28 protein-coding genes are annotated in these 23,470 nt (G+C 63.7%); 7 read left to right on the top strand and 21 right to left on the bottom strand.

All coding sequences use genetic code 11. The features are described from left to right. Position 1: 1 nt before the first annotated feature. Both AC4CS3_RS14480 and AC4CS3_RS14475 read left to right on the top strand, forming a co-directional pair. Positions 2–406 carry a hypothetical protein gene (locus AC4CS3_RS14480; protein ID WP_441412466.1) on the top strand — a complete coding sequence of 135 codons (405 nt, stop codon included), beginning with the start codon at positions 2–4 and terminating at the stop codon, positions 404–406. Then, positions 403–1,107: an RES family NAD+ phosphorylase gene (locus tag AC4CS3_RS14475; protein WP_490784044.1), complete on the top strand. Its 705-nt coding sequence runs from the start codon at positions 403–405 to the stop codon at positions 1,105–1,107. The genes AC4CS3_RS14480 and AC4CS3_RS14475 overlap by 4 nt, the downstream gene beginning before the upstream one ends. A 28-nt stretch (positions 1,108–1,135) precedes the next feature. Here the strand turns inward: AC4CS3_RS14475 and AC4CS3_RS14470 are convergent, their stop codons facing one another. After that, positions 1,136–1,969, bottom strand: coding sequence for a sigma-70 family RNA polymerase sigma factor (locus tag AC4CS3_RS14470; RefSeq protein ID WP_490784043.1), 834 nt, complete (start codon positions 1,967–1,969; stop codon positions 1,136–1,138). Between the two features lie 175 nt (positions 1,970–2,144). Here AC4CS3_RS14470 and AC4CS3_RS14465 point away from each other — a divergent pair, with 175 nt between their 5' ends. Then, positions 2,145–2,744: a hypothetical protein gene (locus AC4CS3_RS14465; RefSeq protein ID WP_490784042.1), complete on the top strand. Its 600-nt coding sequence runs from the start codon at positions 2,145–2,147 to the stop codon at positions 2,742–2,744. Between the two features lie 345 nt (positions 2,745–3,089). Here the strand turns inward: AC4CS3_RS14465 and AC4CS3_RS14460 are convergent, their stop codons facing one another. From AC4CS3_RS14460 to AC4CS3_RS14375, 18 genes are all read right to left on the bottom strand, one after another. After that, positions 3,090–3,338, bottom strand: a complete 249-nt coding sequence (locus AC4CS3_RS14460; RefSeq protein ID WP_236815615.1) for a carbon storage regulator — start codon at positions 3,336–3,338, stop codon at positions 3,090–3,092. A 4-nt stretch (positions 3,339–3,342) separates the two neighbouring features. After that, positions 3,343–4,350: a hypothetical protein gene (locus AC4CS3_RS14455; RefSeq protein ID WP_490784041.1), complete on the bottom strand. Its 1,008-nt coding sequence runs from the start codon at positions 4,348–4,350 to the stop codon at positions 3,343–3,345. Beyond that, a complete protein-coding gene (locus tag AC4CS3_RS14450; protein ID WP_490784040.1) occupies positions 4,328–6,373 on the bottom strand; it encodes a flagellar biosynthesis protein FlhA in 2,046 nt (681 codons plus the stop codon). Before AC4CS3_RS14450 ends, AC4CS3_RS14455 begins: the two co-directional genes overlap by 23 nt. Before the next feature lie 61 nt (positions 6,374–6,434). Then, positions 6,435–7,538, bottom strand: a complete 1,104-nt coding sequence (locus tag AC4CS3_RS14445) for an EscU/YscU/HrcU family type III secretion system export apparatus switch protein (protein WP_490784039.1) — start codon at positions 7,536–7,538, stop codon at positions 6,435–6,437. Continuing rightward, positions 7,538–8,296 (bottom strand): flagellar biosynthetic protein FliR, encoded by a 759-nt coding sequence (locus AC4CS3_RS14440; RefSeq protein WP_490784038.1) that lies wholly within the window; start codon positions 8,294–8,296, stop codon positions 7,538–7,540. The genes AC4CS3_RS14445 and AC4CS3_RS14440 overlap by 1 nt, the downstream gene beginning before the upstream one ends. Position 8,297: 1 nt before the next feature. Beyond that, positions 8,298–8,573 carry a flagellar biosynthesis protein FliQ gene (gene fliQ, locus AC4CS3_RS14435; RefSeq protein ID WP_490784037.1) on the bottom strand — a complete coding sequence of 92 codons (276 nt, stop codon included), beginning with the start codon at positions 8,571–8,573 and terminating at the stop codon, positions 8,298–8,300. Beyond that, entirely contained in the window at positions 8,573–9,442 is an 870-nt protein-coding gene (fliP, locus tag AC4CS3_RS14430; RefSeq protein ID WP_490784055.1) for a flagellar type III secretion system pore protein FliP, read from the bottom strand. Before fliP ends, fliQ begins: the two co-directional genes overlap by 1 nt. Before the next feature lie 2 nt (positions 9,443–9,444). Further along, positions 9,445–9,972 carry a flagellar biosynthetic protein FliO gene (fliO, locus tag AC4CS3_RS14425; RefSeq protein ID WP_490784036.1) on the bottom strand — a complete coding sequence of 176 codons (528 nt, stop codon included), beginning with the start codon at positions 9,970–9,972 and terminating at the stop codon, positions 9,445–9,447. After that, a complete protein-coding gene (gene fliN / locus AC4CS3_RS14420) occupies positions 9,973–10,713 on the bottom strand; it encodes a flagellar motor switch protein FliN (RefSeq protein WP_490784035.1) in 741 nt (246 codons plus the stop codon). It abuts the gene before it with no gap. Further along, positions 10,710–11,606 carry a flagellar motor switch protein FliM gene (locus AC4CS3_RS14415; protein WP_490784034.1) on the bottom strand — a complete coding sequence of 299 codons (897 nt, stop codon included), beginning with the start codon at positions 11,604–11,606 and terminating at the stop codon, positions 10,710–10,712. Before AC4CS3_RS14415 ends, fliN begins: the two co-directional genes overlap by 4 nt. A gap of 100 nt (positions 11,607–11,706) precedes the next feature. Next, entirely contained in the window at positions 11,707–12,117 is a 411-nt protein-coding gene (locus AC4CS3_RS14410; protein WP_490784033.1) for a VOC family protein, read from the bottom strand. A 66-nt stretch (positions 12,118–12,183) separates the two neighbouring features. Beyond that, a complete protein-coding gene (gene modA, locus AC4CS3_RS14405; RefSeq protein WP_490784032.1) occupies positions 12,184–12,996 on the bottom strand; it encodes a molybdate ABC transporter substrate-binding protein in 813 nt (270 codons plus the stop codon). Next, complete coding sequence (locus AC4CS3_RS14400; protein ID WP_059388228.1) at positions 12,993–13,403, bottom strand: TOBE domain-containing protein; 411 nt, start codon at positions 13,401–13,403, stop codon at positions 12,993–12,995. The genes modA and AC4CS3_RS14400 overlap by 4 nt, the downstream gene beginning before the upstream one ends. A 173-nt stretch (positions 13,404–13,576) precedes the next feature. Beyond that, on the bottom strand, positions 13,577–14,017 hold the full coding sequence (locus AC4CS3_RS14395) for a helix-turn-helix transcriptional regulator (protein ID WP_490784031.1): 441 nt from the start codon (positions 14,015–14,017) through the stop codon (positions 13,577–13,579). 83 nt (positions 14,018–14,100) lie between these two features. Beyond that, positions 14,101–14,898: an OmpA/MotB family protein gene (locus AC4CS3_RS14390; protein WP_490784030.1), complete on the bottom strand. Its 798-nt coding sequence runs from the start codon at positions 14,896–14,898 to the stop codon at positions 14,101–14,103. Then, positions 14,895–15,722, bottom strand: coding sequence for a motility protein A (locus tag AC4CS3_RS14385; protein WP_490784029.1), 828 nt, complete (start codon positions 15,720–15,722; stop codon positions 14,895–14,897). Before AC4CS3_RS14385 ends, AC4CS3_RS14390 begins: the two co-directional genes overlap by 4 nt. A gap of 3 nt (positions 15,723–15,725) precedes the next feature. Next, a complete protein-coding gene (locus AC4CS3_RS14380; protein WP_269994903.1) occupies positions 15,726–15,980 on the bottom strand; it encodes a flagellar FlbD family protein in 255 nt (84 codons plus the stop codon). 89 nt (positions 15,981–16,069) lie between these two features. Beyond that, a complete protein-coding gene (locus AC4CS3_RS14375; RefSeq protein WP_490784028.1) occupies positions 16,070–16,819 on the bottom strand; it encodes an ABC transporter permease in 750 nt (249 codons plus the stop codon). 218 nt (positions 16,820–17,037) lie between these two features. Here AC4CS3_RS14375 and AC4CS3_RS14370 point away from each other — a divergent pair, with 218 nt between their 5' ends. Genes AC4CS3_RS14370 through AC4CS3_RS14360 form a run of 3 tightly spaced genes read left to right on the top strand, consistent with a single transcriptional unit; the run spans position 17,038 to position 20,868 of the window. After that, the gene (locus tag AC4CS3_RS14370; RefSeq protein WP_490784027.1) at positions 17,038–18,102 is read left to right on the top strand and encodes an iron ABC transporter substrate-binding protein; all 1,065 of its coding nucleotides are present in this window, start codon (positions 17,038–17,040) and stop codon (positions 18,100–18,102) included. Between the two features lie 4 nt (positions 18,103–18,106). Continuing rightward, entirely contained in the window at positions 18,107–19,717 is a 1,611-nt protein-coding gene (locus tag AC4CS3_RS14365) for an ABC transporter permease (RefSeq protein ID WP_490784026.1), read from the top strand. Next, a complete protein-coding gene (locus AC4CS3_RS14360; protein ID WP_490784025.1) occupies positions 19,714–20,868 on the top strand; it encodes an ABC transporter ATP-binding protein in 1,155 nt (384 codons plus the stop codon). Before AC4CS3_RS14365 ends, AC4CS3_RS14360 begins: the two co-directional genes overlap by 4 nt. Positions 20,869–20,914: 46 nt before the next feature. Here the strand turns inward: AC4CS3_RS14360 and AC4CS3_RS14355 are convergent, their stop codons facing one another. Both AC4CS3_RS14355 and AC4CS3_RS14350 read right to left on the bottom strand, forming a co-directional pair. Next, positions 20,915–21,685 carry a peptidase M56 family protein gene (locus AC4CS3_RS14355; RefSeq protein ID WP_490784024.1) on the bottom strand — a complete coding sequence of 257 codons (771 nt, stop codon included), beginning with the start codon at positions 21,683–21,685 and terminating at the stop codon, positions 20,915–20,917. After that, positions 21,682–22,272 (bottom strand): RNA polymerase sigma factor, encoded by a 591-nt coding sequence (locus AC4CS3_RS14350; RefSeq protein WP_490784023.1) that lies wholly within the window; start codon positions 22,270–22,272, stop codon positions 21,682–21,684. Before AC4CS3_RS14350 ends, AC4CS3_RS14355 begins: the two co-directional genes overlap by 4 nt. A 274-nt stretch (positions 22,273–22,546) precedes the next feature. Here AC4CS3_RS14350 and AC4CS3_RS14345 point away from each other — a divergent pair, with 274 nt between their 5' ends. Next, complete coding sequence (locus AC4CS3_RS14345; protein ID WP_490784022.1) at positions 22,547–23,461, top strand: patatin-like phospholipase family protein; 915 nt, start codon at positions 22,547–22,549, stop codon at positions 23,459–23,461. Positions 23,462–23,470: the final 9 nt, after the last annotated feature.

Genomic DNA, 23,470 nt, shown 5'->3' with positions numbered 1-23,470 from the left:
AATGAGCAATCCAGCAGGGCCGCGCATTGGCCTGCGCGCCCACTTCGACGCCATGAACATGGAGGTGCCTGAACTGATTCAGGCCCTCAGGGACATTCTCGGGGCCCGACTTGTTGCTTACCTTGGATCAGTCAAGGAAACGCGTGCAGTCCGACAATGGGCTGACCCAGAAGATCCACGCAAGCCCTCGGCTGCCGTAGAGCAGAGGCTCCGCGATGCCTATCAGATCGCCGGTACGCTTCGCGAGGTAGACTCCGCCACAGTCATCCAGGCCTGGTTCCAAGGGATGAACCCCTACCTGGAGGATCATTCCCCTGCCATGGTGCTGCGGGAGGGGCCTCCTGAAGAATCCAGGATCAGGGTGTTAGCCGCCGCGAGGGCGTTTTCATCCCCATCAGCAGCATGATTGGAGGCTTGCTGGAGGGAGAATTCATCGAACGCAGGGTTTGGCGCGTCGGTTTCCGTCCAGAGCCCTGGGCATGGTCCGACTGGAGCTGGGCCGAACATGGACGGTTCCAGGGTAGATGGGACGACCCGGACGGAGAATTCCGAACGATGTATGCCGGCGCTACTCTCCAGGCATGTCTCGCCGAAATCCTGGCAGGTCTTCGCCCCTCGATAGGGACGTCCACAGAACTGGCCGAAATCCAAGAAGATCCGCTCGATGCCGCAATGTATCCCACCTGCCCTGCCGGGACTGTCAGTTACAGCTGGCTGGAGCCCCGGATCGCCTCCAGGGCCACGTTGTCCGGCCACTTCTGCGTCATCACGTCAATGGCGTCTATTGCCGCACTGCGTCCTGTTTTCAAGCAAATGGCAGCCGAGCAAGGATTTGACGACTTCGACGCAGCCACGCTGAAGGACCAGAAGGCGCGCCCCATCACCCAGGCGGTCTCAAAGTTCGTTTGGGGTCTAGGCGATTTCAACGGCATAAGTTTCAATTCTCGTCTGGGCGATGACAACACTCTTTGGGCCATCTACGAACGACCGGACGAGCCAAACCACGTCAGCCCTCAACTGAGTCACCTTGAGACCCATTCACTCACGCCAGAGGATCCGGCAATTGTTGAGATCTTTGCACTATTCAACCTGCGGTGGGGCGAGTAATTGAGGCTCCGCACAGGAGTCGCTGAGTCTAGACAGCCCGGTTCAAGGCAGCATCAGGCGAACTGAAACTACGGGTAATTCCGCCCAAGGTAGCGGTGGCAAGCGTCGAGAGGTAGTCGTGCCGGCGTCGGGCAGTAATGCGCGATTGGGGCTCGAAGGATTGCCCGGGATCGTCCGCGTAATGCGCGGACAGCCCATCGCGCATGAGGCGGATGCCCTCGGCGCGCTGTTGTGAGACCGCAGCGTGCGTGGAACCGAGTTCCTCGGCCAGTTCCTTGACGGTCCGCCCCCCGAAGTAGATCTCCTCGACGACGTACCGCATCTTTTCCGGCAGGGCTGCGACGGCGGCGCGAAGGTACTTGAGGCGCTCATCGGCCAGGACTGAGTGCTCCGGGGAGATGGTGTCCGCGGCAACAGTGTCCACGACGACGTCGTCCAGTGGCGACAGCGTCCGTGCGGCATCGGCCAGGGCGGCTTCCACCACGCTGCGTTCGACACCCAGGGCTGATGCGGTTTCGGCCACCGAAGGCGTGCGGCCAAGGACGCCGGACAGCGTCTCCTGGACCGACATGGTTTCCTTGATGCGTTTGCGCGCAGATCGCGTGGCCCAGTCGCTGGCCCGCATCTCGTCCGCAAAGGCTCCGACGATCCGGCGGCGCGCAAATGCGCCGAAGGGGACTCCGAGGTTCGGATCGAAGGAATCGGCGGACGTTATCAACGCCACGGACCCTACCGATGCGAAATCGTCGCGCGACAAATGAGAAGCTCTCGCGCAGAGCTCCGACACCAAATAGCCAACGAGCGGCAAGTGCTGCAGCACCAGCTCGTTGCGTTCTTCGCGATTCAAAATTAGTCCCCCCATGAGACTTGTTTATTGAGTTGCCAAGCCTGATTCCAGGGGCTTCATGGGCGAGCTGCTGAGACGATGCAGCGTGCCGAAGATTACACGGAACAGACATGTATTCAGTGAACATACCATCTGAAAAATAACAATGCGTGTACGCTCATGAAAAAGATACAAAAGAGGCCTCGGATTCATGTTCGCAGGCCAAACCGGGGAATGGGGAACCGTGGGGGCGGATGAGCTTTCGGCGACGCTGTGGCGTGAGCGGAGACAGCTGGAACTGCTGTTGTACCGGCTCGAAACCCAGTTGCTGCACGTTCGGGCAGGCAACTGGCATTGGTTGAAATTCACTGCCGCTGACGTGGAAAAGGTCCTGGAAAACCTTCGGTTCGACACCCTTGCCCGGAACATCGAGTCGTCGGCCGTGGCTATTGAATGGCGCTTGTCGGCCAATGCCACGCTGCCGATGATCGCTTCAGTGGCCCCGCCCGTAATCTGGCCGGAACTGCTTCAGGAACACCACCGTGAGCTGGTCTTGGTGCTCAAGCAAGTGGAAACAACCGCGGCCGCCAACGTCGAGGCTCTCCAGATGGGGCTGCAAGGGGCCCGGAACCCGCCGCTTGGCTCCGCTCAGCCCGGCGACGCAGCCCCGGCGGCGCCGGGAGCGGTCGCGTGTGCTGGCACCGTGGATGACGTGATGCTGCTTGCGGAAAACGCCAATATCGAACGGGCCCTGGCCGTGACGAGGGATTGCTCACTGCCGCTCCTCAAGGAGTTCCTGGGCTTGGACTAGGGACGGCTACCGGTGGACGACAGTGTGCAAGAGAATAAAGCTTGGCTGTCCCGAGTTCGGGTTTGCATCGAAGGCGTCAACCTCCGAAAAGTTGCACGATTGCCTGTCCAATTTTGCCCACTCAAGGACTTCCAAGAGGCTGGCAGACGAAATATCGAAACCCTGCGATTTGTCCCAAGCGCCACTGTTGGGGTGGAGCCAGACGTCTATCACTCGAAAAGACGGATCGACACAGATCAAGTTCATGTCCCGCTCGTCAATCGTCCGAATCTTCATCGCAATCAGTCAGATCGCATTCTTGTGGACAACTTGGGTGTCTGAGCCAACATTCCCCACCTGGCGCGCCTAATCCGCCTTCGGTTTCCGAACAGGCGGACGCAGCCCGGCAACGAGTTCCTCGGCTTCGGGGCCGGCCTGGGCAGCAGCGAGGTTGGCCGCGGCGATCGCCTCAACCACTTCGCGACGCTGAATGGACACCCCGCGGGGCGCCTCGATCCCGATCCGCACGCCGTCGCCGCGGCCTTCCATGACGGTGATGACAATGTCCTCACCAATCATGATCTGTTCGCCCGGCTTGCGTGTCAGTACCAGCATGCTCTCAATCTACCTTTCCGAGCACGGCAACGCGGGCGGGCTTGCCGTCCACCCACCCGATGGGAAGGCCGAGCCCGTTGACTGTCTCGGGACTTCCCGTTTCCGACGCGCCGAAAACATCGAGGGCGTCGACACGGACACGTTCGGCGGCGAGAGCGGCGGAAAGGGCGCGGACCCAAGCTGCCGTGTCTTCCGCTTTCCGCCCAGCGTCAACAACCAGCCACAACTGGTCTGCGGCGAGGGCTGCGATGCCCGCCGCGTGCCTCAGGGTTTCGCCTTGCCTGCCGAGTCCATACGCCACCAGCACGGTTTGGCCGGTGAGCACAGCTTGGGCGCGCGCCGCCGTCGCGCCCTGGCGCCCCGCCACGTGGAGGTGCCCGAAGGCAGTCAGCGCTCCGGCTGTCCGGACATCGGAACCGCCCTCGGCGATGGACATTTCCAGCGCTGGTCCCAAGGCGTCGTCGCCGAGGCCAAGCAGGATGATGAGGTTACCGCCGCCGGCAAGTGGCACCGGTACGGGCATAGGAACGGCGTGCCCGACGGCGGCGGCTGGCAACGCGGTCAGCATCCCTTGCGTTTGCGGTCCAGAGACCGGCGCCTGGAACTCCTTCCCCAACTGCTCCAATATCCCCGCGAAATCCGGGGAGGCGGTTGAAATAGCTGCCTCGGGCCGGTGCAGGTCCATCTCGGCCGCGTCGGCTTGCTCCAGGAGCGCGGCGATCGCGGGCCCCTGCAACGCGTGCGCCTCCCCAGCAACCTGGGCATCCCAACTAGCTCGCAGTTGTTGTCGTTCTGAGCCCTCAAAACGACAACTATTGCTAGCTAGTTGGGTGGAACCCTCTGCCTGAACTTCGATGGTGGCCTCGTAGCGATTGGCTGCGAAGAGCCCGGCGATCCCCGGATTAGTGACTTTCTCGGCGGAGACGATCCGCGCTCCGGGGCCGTACTGCTGCTCGGCTTTCACCCGGATGGCCTCCAGGGACGTGCCCTTAAGCTTGTATTGCTTCGGCATGGCGGACCACCCCCACGGTTTCGATCTGGAGGTTCGCGGACGTCACTTCGCGGTAGGACAACACGGGAACACCGCCGTCGGGAGCAGCCACGAGCCGCCGGACCGCGGGCCGCAACGCCGGGGCGCACACCAGGACAGCTTGCCGTCCTGCATTTGCCGCGGCCTCAACCGAAGACTGCACAGAGGCCAGGACGGCATCCAGTCGGGCTTGGCTCATGACGATCTGGGTACCCCCTTCGGCCGGGCGCATGTCTTCGAGCATGGACTGTTCCAGGAGCGGATCGATCATGATCACATTGAGCACCGTGCCATCCAGGAACTTGGCTGCAAGCGCGGGCCCCAGGGATTGCCGGGCGGTTTCCACCAAAGCCTCGGGCTCGGTGGAAACCTTGGCACGGAGGGCAAGGGCTTCGTAAATGCGGGGAAGATCGTTGATGGGGACCTGTTCTTCGAGGAGTCCCTGCAGCACCCGCTGCACCTCGGCCAAGGACATGAGCCCGGGAATGAGTTCCTCGACGGCGGCGGGGCTCTGCTTGCGCACGCCCTCCGTCAGCACCCTGACGTCCTCGCGGGTGAGGAGCCTTGCGGCGTTGGCGGACACGATCGACGACAAGTGGGTCACCAGCACGGAAACCCGGTCGATCACAGTTGCCCCCGTCATTTCGGCGCTGTGGCGCATCTCGCTGGGAATCCATTTTCCGGCCAGCCCGAAGACCGGCTCCACCGTGGAGGTGCCCGGCAGTGCGTCAAGGTAATCGCCGAGGGCAAGCAACTTGCCCGACGGCGCCGTGCCACGTCCGGCTTCCACTCCGGCAATGCGGATGGCATAGGTGGCCGGCGGCAACTCGACGTTGTCGCGCGTGCGGACGGGCGGAATCACGATCCCCAACTCCATGGCGATCTTGTGGCGCAAGGAGCGGACGCGGGCCAGGAGGTCGTCCGAGGCGCCCGAGACCATGTCGACCAGGTCCGGAGCCAACAGGATCTCGACGGGGTGGACCCGCATGTCCTGCATGAGCCGCTCGTTGGGGTCTTCTTCGGAGCTCAGGGTGGCTGCTTCCTGGGCGTCCTCCGCCTCACTCTGCTGCTTCTGCTGCGCCGCGAGGCGGCGCGAGCCGAACAGCAGGGCAGCGCCCACCAGCAGGAAGGGCACGATGGGCATGCCGGGGATGAGTGCCATGGCCACTGCGGCCAATCCTGCGATAAGCAAGGCGTTGGGCGACTGCATGAGCTGAGAGGAGGCCGTCCGGCCCATGTCTTCTTCGGCGTTGGACCGGGTGACGATCATGCCCGTGGACACGGCCATGAGGAGGGCAGGGATCTGGGTGACGAGCCCGTCGCCCATGGTCAGCAGTCCGTAGGAGTTCAGCGCGTCGCCCACGTTCATGCCGCGCTGCAGCACGCCGATGGCAATGCCGCCAACGAAGTTGATGATGATAATGATGATGCCCGCGATCGCATCGCCCTTGACGAACTTCGAGGCACCGTCCATGGCGCCGTAGAAGTCGGCCTCCGCGGACACCTCTGCGCGGCGCTTGCGGGCCTGGGCGTCAGTGATAAGGCCGGCGTTGAGGTCGGCGTCGATGGCCATCTGCTTGCCCGGCATGGCGTCCAGCGTGAACCTTGCCCCCACCTCGGCGACGCGTTCGGCGCCCTTGGTGACCACCACGAACTGGATGACCACCAGGATCAGGAACACCACGGCGCCGATGATCATGGAGCCACCCACGGTGACCTTGCCGAAAGCGTCGATCACTTGTCCGGCGAATCCCTGCCCCAGCACGAGCCGGGTGGACGCGACGTTGAGCCCTAGCCGGAACAGCGTGGCCACGAGCAACAAGGACGGGAAGACGGAGAAGTCCAGGGGCTTCTTGACGAACATGCTGGTGAGCAGGATCAACAGGGCCAGCAGGATGTTGCAGACGATCAGGAAGTCCAGCAGCGGCGCAGGCACGGGAACCACCAGCAGCAGTACGATGCCCACGATTCCCACCGGCACGGTGAGCCTGGCGAATCTGTTCATTGCTGTGTCCTGTCCGGAGTGGGGTGGTTGCTGCGTGCGGTTCGGGGGCTGCGGTGCCGGCTCATGCGGGCGCTCCGGCCGTGGTTCCCGCCACGCCCGGCAAGCGGTGCATTCCGCGTGCCGCTCCCCTGGCCTTGAGCGACATGACGAACGCCAGGACTCCAGCCACGGCCCGGTAGAGCTCGACAGGGATTTCCTGGCCCAATTCGCAGGCCGAGTGCAGCGCCCTCGCCAGAGGGATGTCCTGGACCATCGGGACCGACTTCGCCTCCGCCTCTTCCCTGATACGGGCAGCGATCACCCCCGCTCCCTTGGCCACGACGCGTGGTGCCGCTTTGCCGGCGTCGTACTTCAGTGCTACGGCGACGTGCGTCGGGTTGACGATCACGACGTCGGCGTCCGCGATCGCGCCGATCATGCGGTTCCGGCTCATGCTCAACTGGCGCGAGCGCCGCTGGGACTTGATGAGAGGATCGCCGTCGCTGTTCTTGTTTTCGTCCTTGATTTCCTTCTTGGACATGCGCGTCTTCTTGCGGTTGCGGCGCATGACCACGAAGATGTCCGCGGCAGCAAGGACAAGGCCCGCCAGTACGGCGAACTGGATCAACGAACCTATGCCTCCGGCCGCTGCCGAAAGGATGCCGGACACCGGCAGTCCCCCGGCGGTGAGCAGCACCGGGATGAGCCCCTGCACAACGGCGTAGAGGACAAGCCCGACGACGGAGGTCTTCAGGAGCGCTTTCAGGCCGCCCCACAGTGCCTGGGCGCCGAAGATCCGCTTGAGGCCGCTGAGAAGGTTGAAGTGTTCGAACTCAGCGCGGAACTTTTTGAAGTGGATGCCGCCCTGCAGCGCGGATCCAGCCAGCACTACCACCATGACCACCACGAACAAGGGCCCCAGCACCTGGGCGAGGGAACCGAACCCGGCTTCGAGCGCCGCGACGGCTTTGGCAGGATCGGGGTTCGCGATGACTCCGCGGACGGTGAACAGTTGGTCCGCCGCAGCGTTGGAGGCACGCTCGATAGTGGACGGGATCATGGCTGCCGCGGATCCGACGGCGAGCCAGGCTGTGAGGTCCTGCGAGCGGGAAAGCTGCCCTTTGGACCGGACTTCCCGCATCCGCTTGTCAGTGGCTTGCTCGGTTTTCTCCTGTGAATCCGACATCAGCCCACCCCCATCAGTGTGTTCGCCGCCTGCTCGGCGAGCATGGCAACGAGGCGCGGCAGTGCCAGGAACAGGAACCCTGCGAGCCCCAAGGTGATCAAGACCTTGAGCGGGAAGCCCAGGGCGAAGGCATTCAGGGCGGGCGCCACCCGGGTGAGGAGCCCCAGCCCGATATCGGCTAGTACCAGCACCACCAGGAGCGGCCCGGCGATTTGCACTGCGCAAAGGAACATCCCCGTGACCGCGGAAATCATCGCGTGTACAGGCTGTGCCAGATCCACTCCCCCGGCCAGCGGCAACGCCGTGAAACTCCCGGTCAGGCCGCCGATCACCAGCTGGTAGCCGTCCGAGGCGAAAAGCAGTGCCAGGGCGGCCATCTGCATCAACCGGGTGAATTGGGCGCCGTTGATCATCATCTGGGGATCGAAGCCCTGGGCCATCTGGAAACCGCTGAAGAGGTCTATCAGGCTGCCGGCCGATTGGATGGCCGCGAAGACGAGCAGAACGAGGAAGCCAAGGACCAGTCCGGTCACGAGCTCAAGGACCACGGCCGTGATGAAACCAGCGGTGTCTTTGGAGGTGTAGCCATCGGAGAGACGTTGGGAAACGGCCAGCCCCAAACCGATGCCCAGCATGCCTTTGATGCGCAGCGGAATTGCTTGGTGCGAGAAGGGCGGGGCCACCACCAGGAACGCCGTCATCCGGACGGAGGCCAGCAACAGGACCTCAAGCCAGGACTGGTTGAAGGGCAGCTCCACTTCACGCTCCGCCGATCAGCGCGGGTATCCGGGCAAAGAGCTCATTGGTGAAGGAGACGGCCTCAGTGATCATCCAGTGCCCGCACACCACCAAGGCCACCGCCACGGCGACTGCCTTGGGCACGAAGGAGAGAGTGGCTTCCTGAAGCTGGGTGATGGACTGCAGGAGGGAAATGGCGAGGCCCACCACGAGCGCGGTCACCAAGGCCGGCGCGGCCAGCTTGGCCGCGAGGATCAGGGCCTGAAGGCAAATGTCCAGGACTGCGTTGGTATTCATCAGCCGCTCGAATAGCTCTGGATCAGGGCGGTGATCACCAATCCCCAGCCGTCCACGAGGATGAAAAGCAGGATCTTGAAGGGCAGCGAGATCATCACCGGCGGAAGCATCATCATGCCCATGGACATCAGCGCGGCCGAGACCACAAGGTCGATCACCAGGAACGGGATGAAAATGACGAAACCGATGATGAACGCTGCCCGGAGCTCGGAGATCATGAACGCCGGGATAAGGGTCTGCAGCGGAACCGATTGCGGATTGGCCGGATTGTCCAGTTTGGCCGCGCGGGTCATGAGGGCAATGTCTTCTTGCCGGGTGTGGGACACCATGAAGTGCTGGAGCGGCGCGGATCCGGCCGAAACGGCTCCGTTGAAGTCCAGCGTTCCGTTCAGGTAGGGCTGGATCCCGACGTTGTTGATCTCCGAGATCACGGGCCACATCACGAACAGGGACAAGAAGAGCGCCAGCCCGGCCAGTACCTGGTTGGGCGGGATGGACGGGAGGGACAAGGCGTTTCGGGTCATGGCCAGCACCACGAAGATCTTGGTGAAAGAGGTCATCATGAGAAGCAGGGCAGGAGCGACGGAGAGCAGCGTGATCCCGATCAGGGTCACTACCGCAGTGGACGGCTTTCCGTCCAGCCCATTGATGTTGATGCTGACGTTGCCGTTCGACGGCTGCGCCGGCGCGGTGGGAAGTACGGGCGCCGTTGGTGGTGTGGGGGTGACCGGTGCCGCGTGGCCAGCGGACGCGCCCAACCACAGGAAAAACGCCGTCAGCAATAGAATGCAGAGCACGGCGGGAAGCGTCCTGCGCACTGCAAGCAATGTCCTGCCGGTGCGGCGGGCATCGGCAGGCCCAAGGGTCAGAATCAATTCCGGCGTCCCCTGATGGCCTCGGCGGCCTGCCGCCAGGTGGAACCGGCAAGGATGGAACCGTGCATTGGTTGTGGTTTGTCCAGTTCGCTGCGGCGGTGGATCTCGCTGCGGCGTGTGAGTCTACTGCCTTGGAGTGCAGCGGTTTGGGGTGCACTGCCTTGAAATGCACCGGCTTGTGGCCCGTTGTCCGCAAGTGACGCGCCACCGGCGTCGCGGAAGATGTCGGCGAAACTCTCGGGCGCAGGAGCGGTCTCCGGAACCTCCACGGGGACGTCGCTGCTGTGCAGGACGTTGATGGCGTGCTCGGTGACACCCAAAAGGAAGCGCTTGTCGCCAGCGTCGACCACCACTACGGAGGCCTTTTGTCCGACACTCTGCCGACTGACCACCGTCAGCGTGGTGTTGGCCCGGCGTCGGCCCTTGGCCTTTCCTTTGAGAAGGCGGCGCTGCAGGACCCAAATGAGCCCCAGCACCGCACCCAAGGCCACGAGCACGCGCAGCCCGAGGATGAGCGAATCCATCTAGTAGATTCCCTCGGCGACGTCCAGGATGCGGGTAATGCGCACTGCATAGTCCTGGTCCACGACGACCACTTCACCGTGGGCGATCAGCCGTCCGTTGAGGAGGACGTCCGCAGGCGCACCGGCCGAGCGGTCCAGTTCGATCACTTTGCCCGGTTCCAGGGCGAGGGCGTCGCGCACGGACATGCGGGTGCGGCCGATTTCCACGGTGAGCGCCATTTCGACGTTGCTGATCAATCCAAGGCGTGACGAAACGGCACCCGCCTGGGCGTTCCGTGCGGCAGCCGCGTCCTGCACGGTCCCGTGTTCGCGGACCCTGACGGCGAACCAGCCGAATGCCTGCCCGCCGCCGGACGCGGGAGATTGGCGCAATTCAAAAACAGCGGTTTCGGAGTCGGACAGCAGCCCGGCGGCGTCTTCTTCGCGCAACTCCCCCAGCACGCCGGCGTCGAACGCCTCGGCTGCTTGTTCCATCGCCGGACGCAGGACGTCAATGGCCGACACAACCGCGGAGTGTCCTTGCTGGGTGCCGCCGGCAGCGGCCAGGAAGGAACGGTCCGTGAGGATGAGCGCGAAGTCCGCGGTCACGGCGCCCACGAAAGTGGCCGTGATTGCGAGGGGTGCATATGGCGCAGCGGCTTGGGGCGGGACGATGCCTGAGACGTGCAGCGTGGCAGGAGTGGGCAGCTGCATCGCCAAACGCTCGGCCGCGGACTCGTGCAGGGTCAGGGTGATGCTCATCGCTGGTTCTCCTCGATTGTGACGATGACGGCGGCTGCACGGGAGCCGTTGCGGGCCGGTGCTGCGGTGGCCAGGCGGGTGCCGTTGATGGCGACGTCGAACGGCCGGTTCTCCAGGTGCGGCAGCGGAATGACGTCCCCGACGGCGAGGCCCAGGATCTGCGCGGGCGTCACCGGAGTGGGGCTCAACTGGATGGCGACGTCCACCGGCACCTGGGTGACCTGGGCGCGGACCAGTGCCTCGGCGTCGCGGCTGTGGACAGTGGGATTCACGTCACCGAGCCCGGAAAGGAGGATGTCGGCGGGAATCGCGAGGCTGGCTGCGGCAAGGCTTTCGCCCACCTTCACGGTGAAGGAGGCCACGATCATGAGCTCTGCCGGAGCCGCAGCTTGGGCGAACTGGGAGTTGTACTGGATAACGTCCATGCGCACAGGGGTGGTCAGCAGGGCGCCAAGCGAATAGCTCAGGTCCTCCAGTCCGTCTTCCACCATGCGGCTGATGAGGGCCTGCTCGATCTGGGTGAACTTACGATCCGGGACCGCCGTCTCGCTGGCCCCACCCAACATTCGGGTGACCCAGGACAATGCCGCCGTGGCAGGAAACTGCATGACCAGGCGCGACTCGCTGCCCTCAATGCGGCACAGGACCATCGAGGTGACCGAAGGGAGGGAAGCGGCATATTCGTCGTAGCTCTGCATGATGAGCTGTTCCAGGGTCGCGGTGGACTTCACGCGGACCTTGGCCGTGAGCTGTGTCCCCCATTGGCGGGCGAACGTCTCGAAGGCGACTTCCAGGACACGGCTGTGCTGGCGCGGCAAGGTGGTGGGCCTGCGGAAGTCATAGACGTCCACGGTGCGCTGCCGTACCGCCGATTGATCTTCCTGTTCACTCACGGTTGCCACTATCGGCAAGGAAAGTGCGGGCGTAAGGGACTAGTTTTTCGGTGACTTCCTGGGTGTGGCCCGGGGCCACACCCAGGAACTCAGGCGCAAGCTACGCGGCCGGCGCCTGGTTGATCCTCACCATGTTGCCCGAAGGATCGCGGAAGGCGCAATCGCGGGGACCCCACGGCTGGTCGATCGGCTCCTGCATGACCTCCGCGCCGGAAGCCCGGACCTTCTCGAAGAGCGTGTCGACGTCGTCGGAGCGGAAGACGATCGGCCCCAGGACGCCCTTGGTGAGCAGCTCCTGAAGGGAGTCGCCGTCGGCCTTGGACCGGCCAGCGTGCGGTTCGGAAAGCACGATTTCAACACCCGGCTGGTCCGCGCTGCCGAGCGTCACCCACCGGAATCCGCCTTGCGCGACGTCGTTGAGCACGTCGAGGCCGAGGGCGTCCCGGTAGAAGGTGAGGGCTTCGTCGGGATCGTTGACAGTGATATGTGAGTACTGCAGTGAAATAGTCATGGCAACGACGTTAGTCCGGGGCGTTGAGCTGCGCTTCTCGAATCCTGCTCGCTTCTTTCCGGTGGGTTAAGGCGTTCCGAAGCCGGCGTTGCCGAGCACCTTCTTGCCTTCGTTTCCCGTCACCAACGCGATGAACGCGGCAGCCAGGTCCTTGTTCTTGCTGGTGCCGACGGTACCGATCGGGTAGGTGTTGACGGCCTTGTCCGACTCCGGGAAAGTGATGCCCTTGACCTTGTCCCCCGCGCCCTTGACGTCGGTGACGTAGACGAGTCCGGCGTCGGCCTCCCCTGAGGCGACCTTGCCCAGGACGTCAGTCACGGAAGACTCTTCACTGACGGGCTTCAGGGTTGTGCCAGTGGCCTTTTCGATGGTTTGGGCGGCGGAGCCGCAGGGTACCTGGCTGGCGCAGACGACCACCTTGACACCCGGCTTGGCGAGGTCCGCGAAGGAACTGATCGACGCCGGGTTGGACGGCGGGACGGCGATGGTCAGGACGTTGGTGGCGAAGTTCTTGGCCGTTCCGTCAAGCAGCTTAGCGTCGGAAAGCTTGCCCATGTTCTTCGTGTCGGCCGAGGCAAAGACGTCCGCCGGAGCGCCCTGGGTGATCTGGGTGACGAGGTCAGAAGACCCGGCGAAGCTCAGTGCCACTTTTGTACCCGGGTTCGCAGCTTCGAATTCGCTGGCCAGCTTGGTGAACGTTGCTTTCAGCGAGGCAGCCGCGTAGACCGTCACCGTACCGGAGAGCTTTGGTGTTTCGCTTGCGCTGGCGGATCCGCTGTTTGCGGTGCCGGCGGGAGTGCTTGAACCGCATCCGGTCATGCTGGCCGCGAGGGCGCCGGCAACGAGCACCGCGGCGAAAGGTTTGGGGATGATCCTCATATGGTGCTCTTTCCTTGGGGTGTTTCGATGATGACTGTGGTGGCCTTGACCACGGCTGTGGCGACCGAGCCGAGTTCGAGCCCGAGCTCGCGGACCGCCTCGCTGCTCATGAGGGAAACGACACGGAAGGGACCGCATTGCAGTTCCACTTGTGCCATGACCTTGTCGGCCGTGATGCCAGTGACCAGGCCGACAAAGCGGTTGCGCGCCGAGCGGCCCACCCGGGTTGGATCCTCGGGCAGCTGGGCCTGGTCCCGCGCGACGTGGGCAAGTTCCAGCCCATCCACGGCTAGCCGGCCTGAATCATCCTTGACCGGGGTCAGGATGCCGTTCTCGGTCCAGCGCCGGACGGTGTCGTCGCTGACGCCCAGGAATCGGGCTGCTTCAGATACTCGAATATTTGGCATGGCTCCAGAATAATCCTCAAATGCGGCAGTGACGGCATGTAACTTCCGCAAATCAAATGTGACCCGTATTTCCGGTGGCGCCCTGCCTGGGTTAGTGGACGTCCCGGACGCAGCAGAGGTCCCGCCCCACTGGGGCGGAACCTCTGCTGTGTGGTGGCCGGCTACGGCCTGAGTCAGTCTGCGGCGACCGCAAGCGCTTCCCGGCGCTTGTTCGCTTCGTTCCGGCTGGGCCGCGTGCGGATCTTCGCCACGCACGCGGGCATGGCAGCCACGGCCAGGTGCTCGCGGGCGCGGTATGTGCTCGGCGGCACCCCGACGAGCTCAGTGAACCGCGAGCTGAATGAGCCAAGTGACGTACAACCGACTTCCATGCATGCGTCGGTCACGCTCATTCCGCCGCGCAGGAGCGCCATCGCGCGCTCTATCCGGCGGGTCATGAGGTAGTTGTAGGGGGTCTCGCCATAGGCGACCCGGAACTGCCGCGAGAAGTGCGCCGGCGACATGAACGCATGGCTGGCCATGGTGGGTACGTCGAGGGGCTTGGCGTACTCGCGGTCGATAAGGTCGCGGGCCTTGCGCAAGTACGTGAGCCGGGCGATGTCTTCCGGGGTCATGCCATGAGCGTACCTCGGCACGTTCGTCACTTCCATGGTGCCCGACGCCGTCCCGTGACCGGCCGCGACAAGCACACCGGCCGCTATTGGCCGCCGGCCCTCGCCTTGAGCGCCTCGGGGATCAGGGCGCGGACCACTTCGGGCTGGTCCGAGAGGACGACGACGTCGACCCTGCGGTTGAGTTCCATCAGCGCCTCGGTGGAATCATCGTTGACCTGCCTGGCGGATCCGAACGCAACGGCGCCGATGTGCCCAGCCGAAATGCCTCCATGGTCGACGAGGTACCTGAGGACGTTGACGGAGCGCGCAGAAGAAAGCTCCCACGTGGAGGGGTATGAGGTGACTCCGTTGGCTGCGTGCCCTTCCACCATGATTTCAAGGGCCGCCTTCGCCATGGTCGGGGCGATCATTCCAAGGACCTGGCTCGCGCGGGGCGTGAGTTCCGGCCGGTCGGGTTCGAAGAAGGTCTGCGATCCTACGAGCTTCACGGTGAGTCCGCGTTCGTTGATCTGGAACTGCACATTGGCCCCCAGCCCCGCGGCGTCGAGCTTGGACTTCATGTCGTCGCGCAAAGCGGTGAGCCGGGCCGCTTCCTTGAGTGCGAGGTCCAAGTTGGAGAATCCCTGGGCGTCGGCGCTGGTGTATTCCGGCGGAACGACGGTCCCGGTGGCGGTGTCCACCTTCTGGCTGACCACCGTGCCGAACCCCGTGGCGAGCGAATTGCGGAGTTTGTCGAATTTGGCCTGGTCCACGGTGGACATTGCGAAGAGCACGATGAACATGCACATGAGCACCGTGACCATGTCCATGTAGGAAGCCATCCAGCGTTCGTCGACGTGTTCTTCCGCCGGAGGTGAACCGCGGCGGCGCCGGGACCTCATGCGGCCTTGGACGAAGCGAATTTGCCGGGGCGGGCTTCGTCGTCGTCGCTCTTCTTTGCGGATTTCGCCTTGCCGAGCCGGTCCGGGGGAACCATGGCGCGGAGCCGTTCGGCGAGCAGGAGGGGCTGGGTACCGTTCTGCACCGCCAGCATGCCCTCCATCAGGAGGGTCATGCGTTCGATTTCGAGCTCGGACAGTCGCTTGAGCCGCGAGCCGAACGGCAGCCAGATGAAGTTCGCGGACAACAAACCCCAGAGGGTGGCCACGAAAGCGGAGGCGATCATTGGTCCCAGATGATCGGGCGAGGAGAGGTTTTCAAGGACGTGAGTCAGCGATACCACGGTGCCGATAATGCCGATGGTCGGCGCGTAGCCGCCCAAGCTCGCGAAGAATTTGGCGGAGACGTGGTCGCTGCGCATCTTGGAATCGATCTCGTCCTCCATGAGGATGCGCAATTCTTCGGCATCGGTGCCGTCGGCGATGTTCTGGAGGGCCCGGGCCACGAACGGATCTTTCTCGTCCACAGCCGCCTCTTCAAGCGAGAGAAGACCCTCGCTCCGCGCCTTCTCGGCAAAGCCGATCAGCTGGTCGATGCTGTCCTGCGGCTTGTCCGTCTTTCCCTTGAACGCCTTGGGGAGGTCCTTGAACGCCCGCACGGTATCGCGGAACGTGTTCCCGGCCAGGCCTACGGCCAGGGTGGCTCCGAAAACCAGGACCATGGGCGCGGGAAGCAAGAGGGCCATGAGGTTGGCGTCTTCGAGGGTCACCATGGCGACCACCGAGCCGAAGGCCAGGAACAGGCCGATTATTGTTGAGGGATCCATGGCTTACCTTCCGTCCGGGTCCGGTGTGCGCACGAGGCTCAAGGGATAGCCCGTCACGGTGGGGAGATCCTGTGCCCGCCGAAGAATATAGGCCCGGTAATTCGCAATCAGTTCCACGACCTCCGCGAGGCTTTCCCGCACAACGTACGTAGCGCCGTCGAGCGTCACCAGATGGGTGTCCGGGCTTTCGTGGATCCGTTCAATGATGTCCGGATTCACGGCAAAGCGGGTGCCGTTCAGGCGGGTGACAACGATCATGGGCCGTTTCTGCTTTAGGTAGGGGGGCGCTTGTAGGATGGCGGTTCAGTTCCTACTGTCGGCCGGCGGCAGGCTCCCGTTAGGCAGTGTCAGCGCAGTGTGGCCGGACGCACGCGTACCGGAGCGAGGATTCCGATGATCATGACGGCGGTAATGGAACCTGCCGCCATGATTGCCGCGAGCACTACTATCTGGAAGCGGCCTGCCTCAAAGGGAGAAACCCCACCAAAGATGGCCCCGACGAAGGCGCCGGGCAGGGTGACAAGTCCTGTCGTCTTGGTTTGATCGGTTGACGGGATCAGGGCCGAATACACGGTCCGCCGGGCAAGATCAAGGGTTGCCTGCCTCGGGGTGGCGCCGAGCGCGAGCCAACCCTCAACTTCCTCCCAGTGCTCGTAAACGGATTCCTTGAAGCGCCGGCCGGCCAGGACCGCGATGGTCATGCCGTTGCCAATGACGATCCCGCCGATCGCGAGCGCGTAGCGGGGGGTGAACGCGATGGCTCCCGTCGCGAAAATGACGGCGAGCGTTATTCCGATGCCAGCAGCCATAGAGCCGCTGACCAGGCCCAAATGGGGCAGGCTCCAGCCAATGCGTCGCGTGGCACTCATCGCGGCTACTGCGAACATCACGAGAAGTGCGACGGCCACCCACAGCGGGCTGGTGATCACACCGCCCAGCACAAAGCTGATCGCGGCAAGCTGAAAGGCTCCGCGGAGGATGGCTAGTGCAGGCGCGAAAGGGTGCGGGGTCCGGAACACCAAGAGCAGTGCCAACGTGGCCACCATCAGGATGCCGACGCCGAGGAAGGTCGGCAGGAATTCGGCGAGACCGGGCATGGAGCCAGCTTATCGACTGCCGCAAGGCACTCGCTCAAACGACGACACATCCCCACTCGCGCATTAGGTCACGTAAATCTTGCGTAATACATGTGATTCCGGTCACGATGGGGCGTTCTGGATGGAAATTTAGGTATGGCTAACCTAAAGTTTCAAGCTGTGAGCCCGCATTTCCTTCCCCCGGGCTCCCTCGGATTTGCTCGCAGAAAGAAGCCCTCATGAAGATCCGCGCAAATGCGCTGGCCGGCATCGCACTCGCCGCCACTGCAGCCCTCAGCCTGACTGCTTGCGGCAACGGCACCGCCTCCTCCGCAGCCACAGACTCCGCTTCCGCTTCCGCCGACACTAAAGTGGCCGGCGAAATCACCGTCTACAACGCCCAGCACGACACCCTGACCAAAGAGTGGGTGGACGCGTTCACCAAGCAGACCGGCGTCAAGGTCACCATCCGCCAGGGTTCCGACACCGAGCTCTCCAACCAGATCGTCCAGGAAGGCGCGGCGTCCCCGGCCGACGTCTTCCTCACGGAGAACTCCCCCGCCATGGCCCAGGTTGAGAACGCCGGCCTCTTCGCCGACATCGACAAGGCCACAGTGGACCAGGTCCCGGCCGCGTACCGTCCGTCCACGAACAAGTGGACAGGCATCGCCGCCCGCTCCACCGTCCTGGTGTACGACAAGACGAAGATCAGCGACGACAAGCTGCCCAAGTCGATGCTGGACCTGGCCAAGCCGGAGTGGAAGGGCCGGTGGGCCGCTTCGCCGTCGGGCGCTGACTTCCAGGCCATCGTTGCGGCACTCCTTGAGCAAAAGGGCGAGGCCGCCACCACGGAGTGGCTCAAGGGCATGAAGGACAACTTCAAGGCATACAAGGGCAACAGCACTGCCATGAAGGCAGTCAACGCCGGCGAAGTCGACGCCGCGTTGATCTACCACTATTACTACTACGGCGATCAGGCCAAGACCGGCGAGAACTCCAACAAGGTCACCCCGTACTTCTTCAAGAACCAGGACCCGGGCGCCTTCCTGTCCGTCTCCGGCGGCGGCGTGCTGAAATCCTCCAAGAACTCCGCAGCTGCCCAGGCCTTCATCAAGTTCATTACCGGCAAGCAGGGCCAGGAAGTCCTCAAGAACGGCACCTCCTACGAATACGCCATCGCTTCCAACGTGGACTCGAACGCTAAACTCGTTCCCATCAAGGATCTGCAAGCTCCCACAGTGGATCCGGCCAAATTGAACTCCGCAAAGGTCACCGACCTGATGACCAAGGCAGGACTGCTGTAATTCTGTGACCACTGATCTATCGGCCCGCATCTCCCCGGAAGTTCCCGAGGCTTCGGCGAGCACGACGACGGCGGGCAGGGGCAAGCGCCCCCGCCCGCCTTTCGGCGTTTCTGCAATATCTCTCCTGGCCGTGCTGATCGCACTGTTTTCGCTCATCCCGCTCGGGTACGTCGCTTACATGACGGCCGCGACCGGGTGGGACACCGCCGTCGGGCTCATCTTCCGGCCGCGCGTTGGCGAACTGCTCCTCAACACCGTCATGCTGGTGGTCTTCACGGTCCCCATATGCCTGGTGTTGGGAGTCGGTGGCGCGTGGCTCGTGGAGCGGACCAAGCTGCGGGGGCATCGCTGGTGGGCCGTGGCCCTGGCAGCCCCGCTGGCCATCCCGGCGTTCGTCAACAGCTATGCGTGGGTGACCGCAGTCCCCTCGCTGGAGGGCATCTGGTCCGGCGTACTCATCGCCACCCTGTCCTATTTCCCGCTCGTCTACATTCCCGCGGCGGCGACGCTGGGGCGTCTCGACCCCGCGATTGAGCAGTCCGCGGCCTCCCTCGGTTTGGGGCCATGGGCCATCTTCTTCCGGGTTGTCCTGCCACAACTACGGATCGCCATGACTGGTGGCGCGCTCCTGGTGTCGCTGCACCTGCTGGCTGAATACGGCGCGTTCGCGATGATCCGCTTCGACACGTTCACCACCGCGATCATGACCCAGTTCCAATCCACGTTCAACGGCACAGCCGGAAACATGTTGGCAAGCGTCCTGGTCTTCTTCTGCCTCATCCTGCTCTTGGCCGAAGTCAGGAGCCGCGGTAACGCGCGCTACGCCCGCATCGGTTCCGGCGCCCAGGCCAAGCCAACCAAGCTTCCCCTGCACCACTACCAGATTCCGTCCCAGCTCGCCCTGCTTGCCCTCACCGTTTTGGCCTTCGGATTGCCGATCTTTTTTGTCCTGCGCTGGGTGGTGGCCGGTGGCGCCCGCGTCTGGTCAGCCGACGAATTCCTTCCGGCGCTGCTCCAGACCCTCGCTTATGGCATTGTAGGCGCCGCGGCGACAATCGTCGTCGGCTTCCCCATGGCCTATCTGGCCGTGCGGCACCCGAGTTGGTTCAGCAAGATGCTTGAACTCTCCAATTACGTCACCAGCTCCCTTCCCGGCATCGTGGTGGGCCTGGCCTTTGTGACCGTGAGCATCCGAATGGTCCCGGGCGTGTACCAGACCTCCGGGGTCCTGATTGCTGCCTATGTGCTGCTGTTCCTGCCGCGGGCCCTGGTCAACATCCGCTCCGGACTGGCCCAGGCTCCAAAGGAACTCGACGAGGCCGCGCAATCGCTCGGCAAGGCCCCGCTGGTGTCCTTCCTGAAAGTGACGCTGCGCCTCACCGCTCCGGCCGCCGCCGGCGGTGCCGCGCTGGTGTTCCTCGCCATCGTCAACGAGCTGACGGCAACACTGCTGCTATCCCCGAACGGCACGCACACCCTGGCCACCGAATTCTGGAGCAAGAGCAGCGAGATCGACTATTCGGGCGCGGCACCCTACGCCCTGCTCATGATCCTGTTGTCTGCCCCCATGACCTACTTGCTTTTCCAACAGTCCAAGAAAGTAGCCGGACAGTGACCGAACAATCCCCCTCAAGGCTTCCGTCACCCCGCGTAGCGGCTTCGGTGGCTCCCACCACCAACACGCACCTGGACATCGCCGAGGTCACCAAGAACTTCGGATCCCAGGCCGTGCTGAAGGGCGTGAACCTCTCCGTGGCCAAGGGCGGAACAACCGCCATCGTCGGGCCTTCCGGTTCCGGCAAGACCACTTTGTTGCGCCTCATCGCCGGCTTCGAACACCCGGACACCGGATCCATCAGCCTCAGCGGAAACACGGTAGCCGGAAACGGGATCTGGGTGCCCGCCCACAAGCGGCACGTCGGCTATGTTGCCCAGGACGGCGCGCTCTTCCCGCACCTGACGGTGGGGCAGAACATCGCGTTCGGGCTGGACAAATCAGCGCTCGACGGCGGCCGCCGCGCCGTGAAGACGCGCGTCCAGGAGCTGCTCGACATGGTTTCCCTCGATGCGGACATGGCCAAGAGGCGGCCCCACCAGCTCTCGGGAGGCCAGCAGCAACGGGTGGCACTCGCCCGCGCCCTGGCCCGCGAACCGCAACTCATGCTGCTCGACGAGCCCTTCTCCGCGCTCGACGCCGGCCTCCGCGTCGCCACCCGGCGGGCCGTGGCGAAGGTCCTGAACGAAGCCGGAGTCACCACCATCCTGGTGACGCACGATCAAGCCGAGGCCCTGTCCTTCGCGGATCAGGTGGCGATCATGCGCGGCGGCAAGCTGGCGCAGATCGGCAATCCGTTCGTTGTGTACACGCGTCCCGCAGACCGGGCAACGGCCGAATTCCTCGGTGATGCCGTCATCCTGGACGCGTGGATGGAAGGCTCCCTGGCCACGTGTTCCCTGGGCGGCATACCCGTACGCCGTCCCCCGGCGCAGGGCCTCGTGCAATTGATGCTCCGCCCGGAACAGATCCGGATCGCTCCCGACGGTCCCATCCGCGGTGTGGTTGTCGACACCGACTACTTCGGCCCCGAGACCACGGTGCGGATCAAGCTCGCTCCGCGCGTTGCCACCGAGGGTGCAACCCGGACCTACCCGGGAGGCGGCGAGGTCATCACCATCCGCCACTGGAACGCTTCCATTACCAGGCCCGGCACGGAACTGTGCCTCCGAGTGGTGGGCGAAGGCGTGGCCTTCCCTGTGGAGGGTTAGGGAATCCGCCTGATGCCGACGCCGCCATGGGACCCGATGGATGCCTTCACCTGATCACGAATTCCCCGATGATGGTCTTGCCGTCGGACTCGTAAACAGGTACGGGAAATGACTTTCCGCGTCGGGCCTCTTGCCAGGCGAGTGCATCCTCCGGGCTCTTGAAGGTCTTCATTGCCGCCGTCCCGTCGGCTTCGTCGAGGTCCGTTTTGTAGGCGTACCCGGACTGACCATTGCTTGCCATCACGGCAACAAGGTCAGGACTGCCGTTCTGGTTCTCAGCACCGAACGTATTCCCGCCAAGGTTCACGCCCCACGCTGTTGCTTCCCGCTTAATGTATTTGGCTGTGAGGCGCCAACTGTTTGCCGGAGCTGTCTTGATCGTCACGCTGCGTTGGCCGGGAATGAGCTTGATCGTGTAGCCGGACCGGCTGGCGCTTGTTCCGACGTCGGGGGCCGCGCAAGTGCTGCTTGCTCCGTCTTCGTATTCAAATCTTCCCGGCGTCAGGCAGGTTAGCTCCAGCCCAACTGCATTGGCTCCGACCGGTGGAACGCCAAGTGTCACGGATGCCGTTCCGGTGTGCGTTTCGGTCACGGCAGGGGCGAGCGTGGTGATGCGGTCGCCGCCGGGAATTGTGAGGAATCCGGCGGCCGCAGCACCGACGCCGCCCAGGACTCCTGCGCCAGCCAACGCGACTCCCCCGATCCACAGCCGCCGCATTCGTTTCCGCGAGCGGACGGGGGATGCAGTCCGCACTCGGCAAACCAGTTCTGCACGCAATGCTTTGCTGAACGTCTCGTCCAGAGGGAGTCCGTTCATCGTTTGCCTCCTTCGAAAGCTGGAATGGATTTCGCATCAACTGGTCCGGTGATCGCACTTTTCATCCGCTGACGCGCCCGGTGCATCCGAACTTTGGCGGTCCCAGGAGTCATTTTCAGGATCCCTGCAGCGGCAACAACCGAGTACCCCTCGAAAATCACCAGACTGACCAGTTGCAAATCGACTTTGCCGAGCGTTCCCAAGGCTTTGGCTGCATCCCCGGAGATGGTCTTCTGCAAGTACGCCGCCTCACTGGACTCAGCGGGCTCCGGTGTTCGCTCGATTGACGCCAAGAGCTTTCGGTACCGAGCGGTAGATCTCGCCGTGTTCCTGGCCGCGTTGGTAGTGGTCACAAGCAGCCATGGAAGAACTGAACCATCGACGATGCGCACCCGGTGCCTCTTCCGCCACAATTCCAGGAACGCTGCGGCAAGAACATCTTCAGCATCGTGACGGTCGGCAGTCAACCGATAGGCGTGACGGAAGACTCTCTCACGGTATCGGTCGAACAATTTCCCAAAAGCGTCGCCGTTGCCCTGTAGGCTTTCCGCCCAGAGCGGCCGCTCATCAGATTCAACGTTCCCCATGCACTGTATTGTCCGCGACGGGCCAAAAGGTTACGTCGAACAGTGAGATTTCGGGAAAGCGGCCTACTGCGGATTCATTGGAACTGACGTGCCGACGACGATTGCGCACCGCGTCGCGGGCGTGCTAGCGTTGCGGCGATCGTGATCTATCAGCAGGAGGTGAGTCCCATGAACGCAGTATCCGCAATGGGTGCTCCCCTGCAGTCCACGATCGCGCGACTGACTTAGTCGCCACCGGGAGCGCCAAACAGGCAATTCGCGAAAGGCGACTCCCATGAACACAACACCTTTTTTACCTTTGCACTCCCCCGAGCAGGCGCTGGTCCTCGGCGGCGGCGGATCGACAGGCAATGCCTGGCTGATCGGCGTCATGGCCGGCCTCTTTGATGCCGGGCTCGATGTGACCGACGCCGACCTGACCATCGGCACCTCGGCCGGATCGACGGCCGCGGCGCAGATTGCTGGCGCGACCCCAACCGAGCTATTCGCCAACATCCTTGACGCTGCCCCACAGCAACGGTCCCTTCCGGTCGGGTCCGGACAGGGACGCGCACCGGCCAGGCCGGTGATGAACCATCTGGAGCGGATCAACAAGATCATCGCCGATGCCCAGAACGCGGCCGACATGCGCCGGCGACTGGGCGAGGCAGCGCTCGAAATGGATGCGGCGTCGGATGGCTCCTGGTCAACACAATGGCGCAGTACCGTCGCCACCCGGCTACCCAACCAGCACTGGCCGGAACGAGCGGTGCTCATCACGGCGGTCGATGCCCGTACCGGAGAATCGGTCACGTTCGACCGCCATAGCGGGGTCGACTTGGTGGACGCCATCGCAGCCAGCTGTTCCAGCGGCTTGCCCTACAGGATCGGAGACAAGCGGTACCTCGACGGCGGTTACCGCTCCAACGCCGAGAACGCCGATCTGGCAGCCGGATACGGACGGGTTCTGGTGCTCTCCCCCTTCGGTGGCAGATCTTTGCAACCACTGGAGTGGGGCACGCATCTGGCGACGCAGGTCGACGAACTACGCGCAGGCGGCAGCCGAGTCGAAACGATTTTCCCGGGCAGCAACTCCGAGCACATGTTCGGGGCCAATGCCATGGATCTGTCGCTGCGTCCGCCCGCGGCCCAGGCGGGTTACGAGCAAGGCAGAGCCCTTGCCGGGCAGCTCTCCGAGTTCTGGAGCTGAGTGGATCGA

The organism is Arthrobacter sp. SE2, from assembly GCF_058244265.1.
This window is presented reverse-complemented; position numbering and strand designations above follow the sequence as displayed.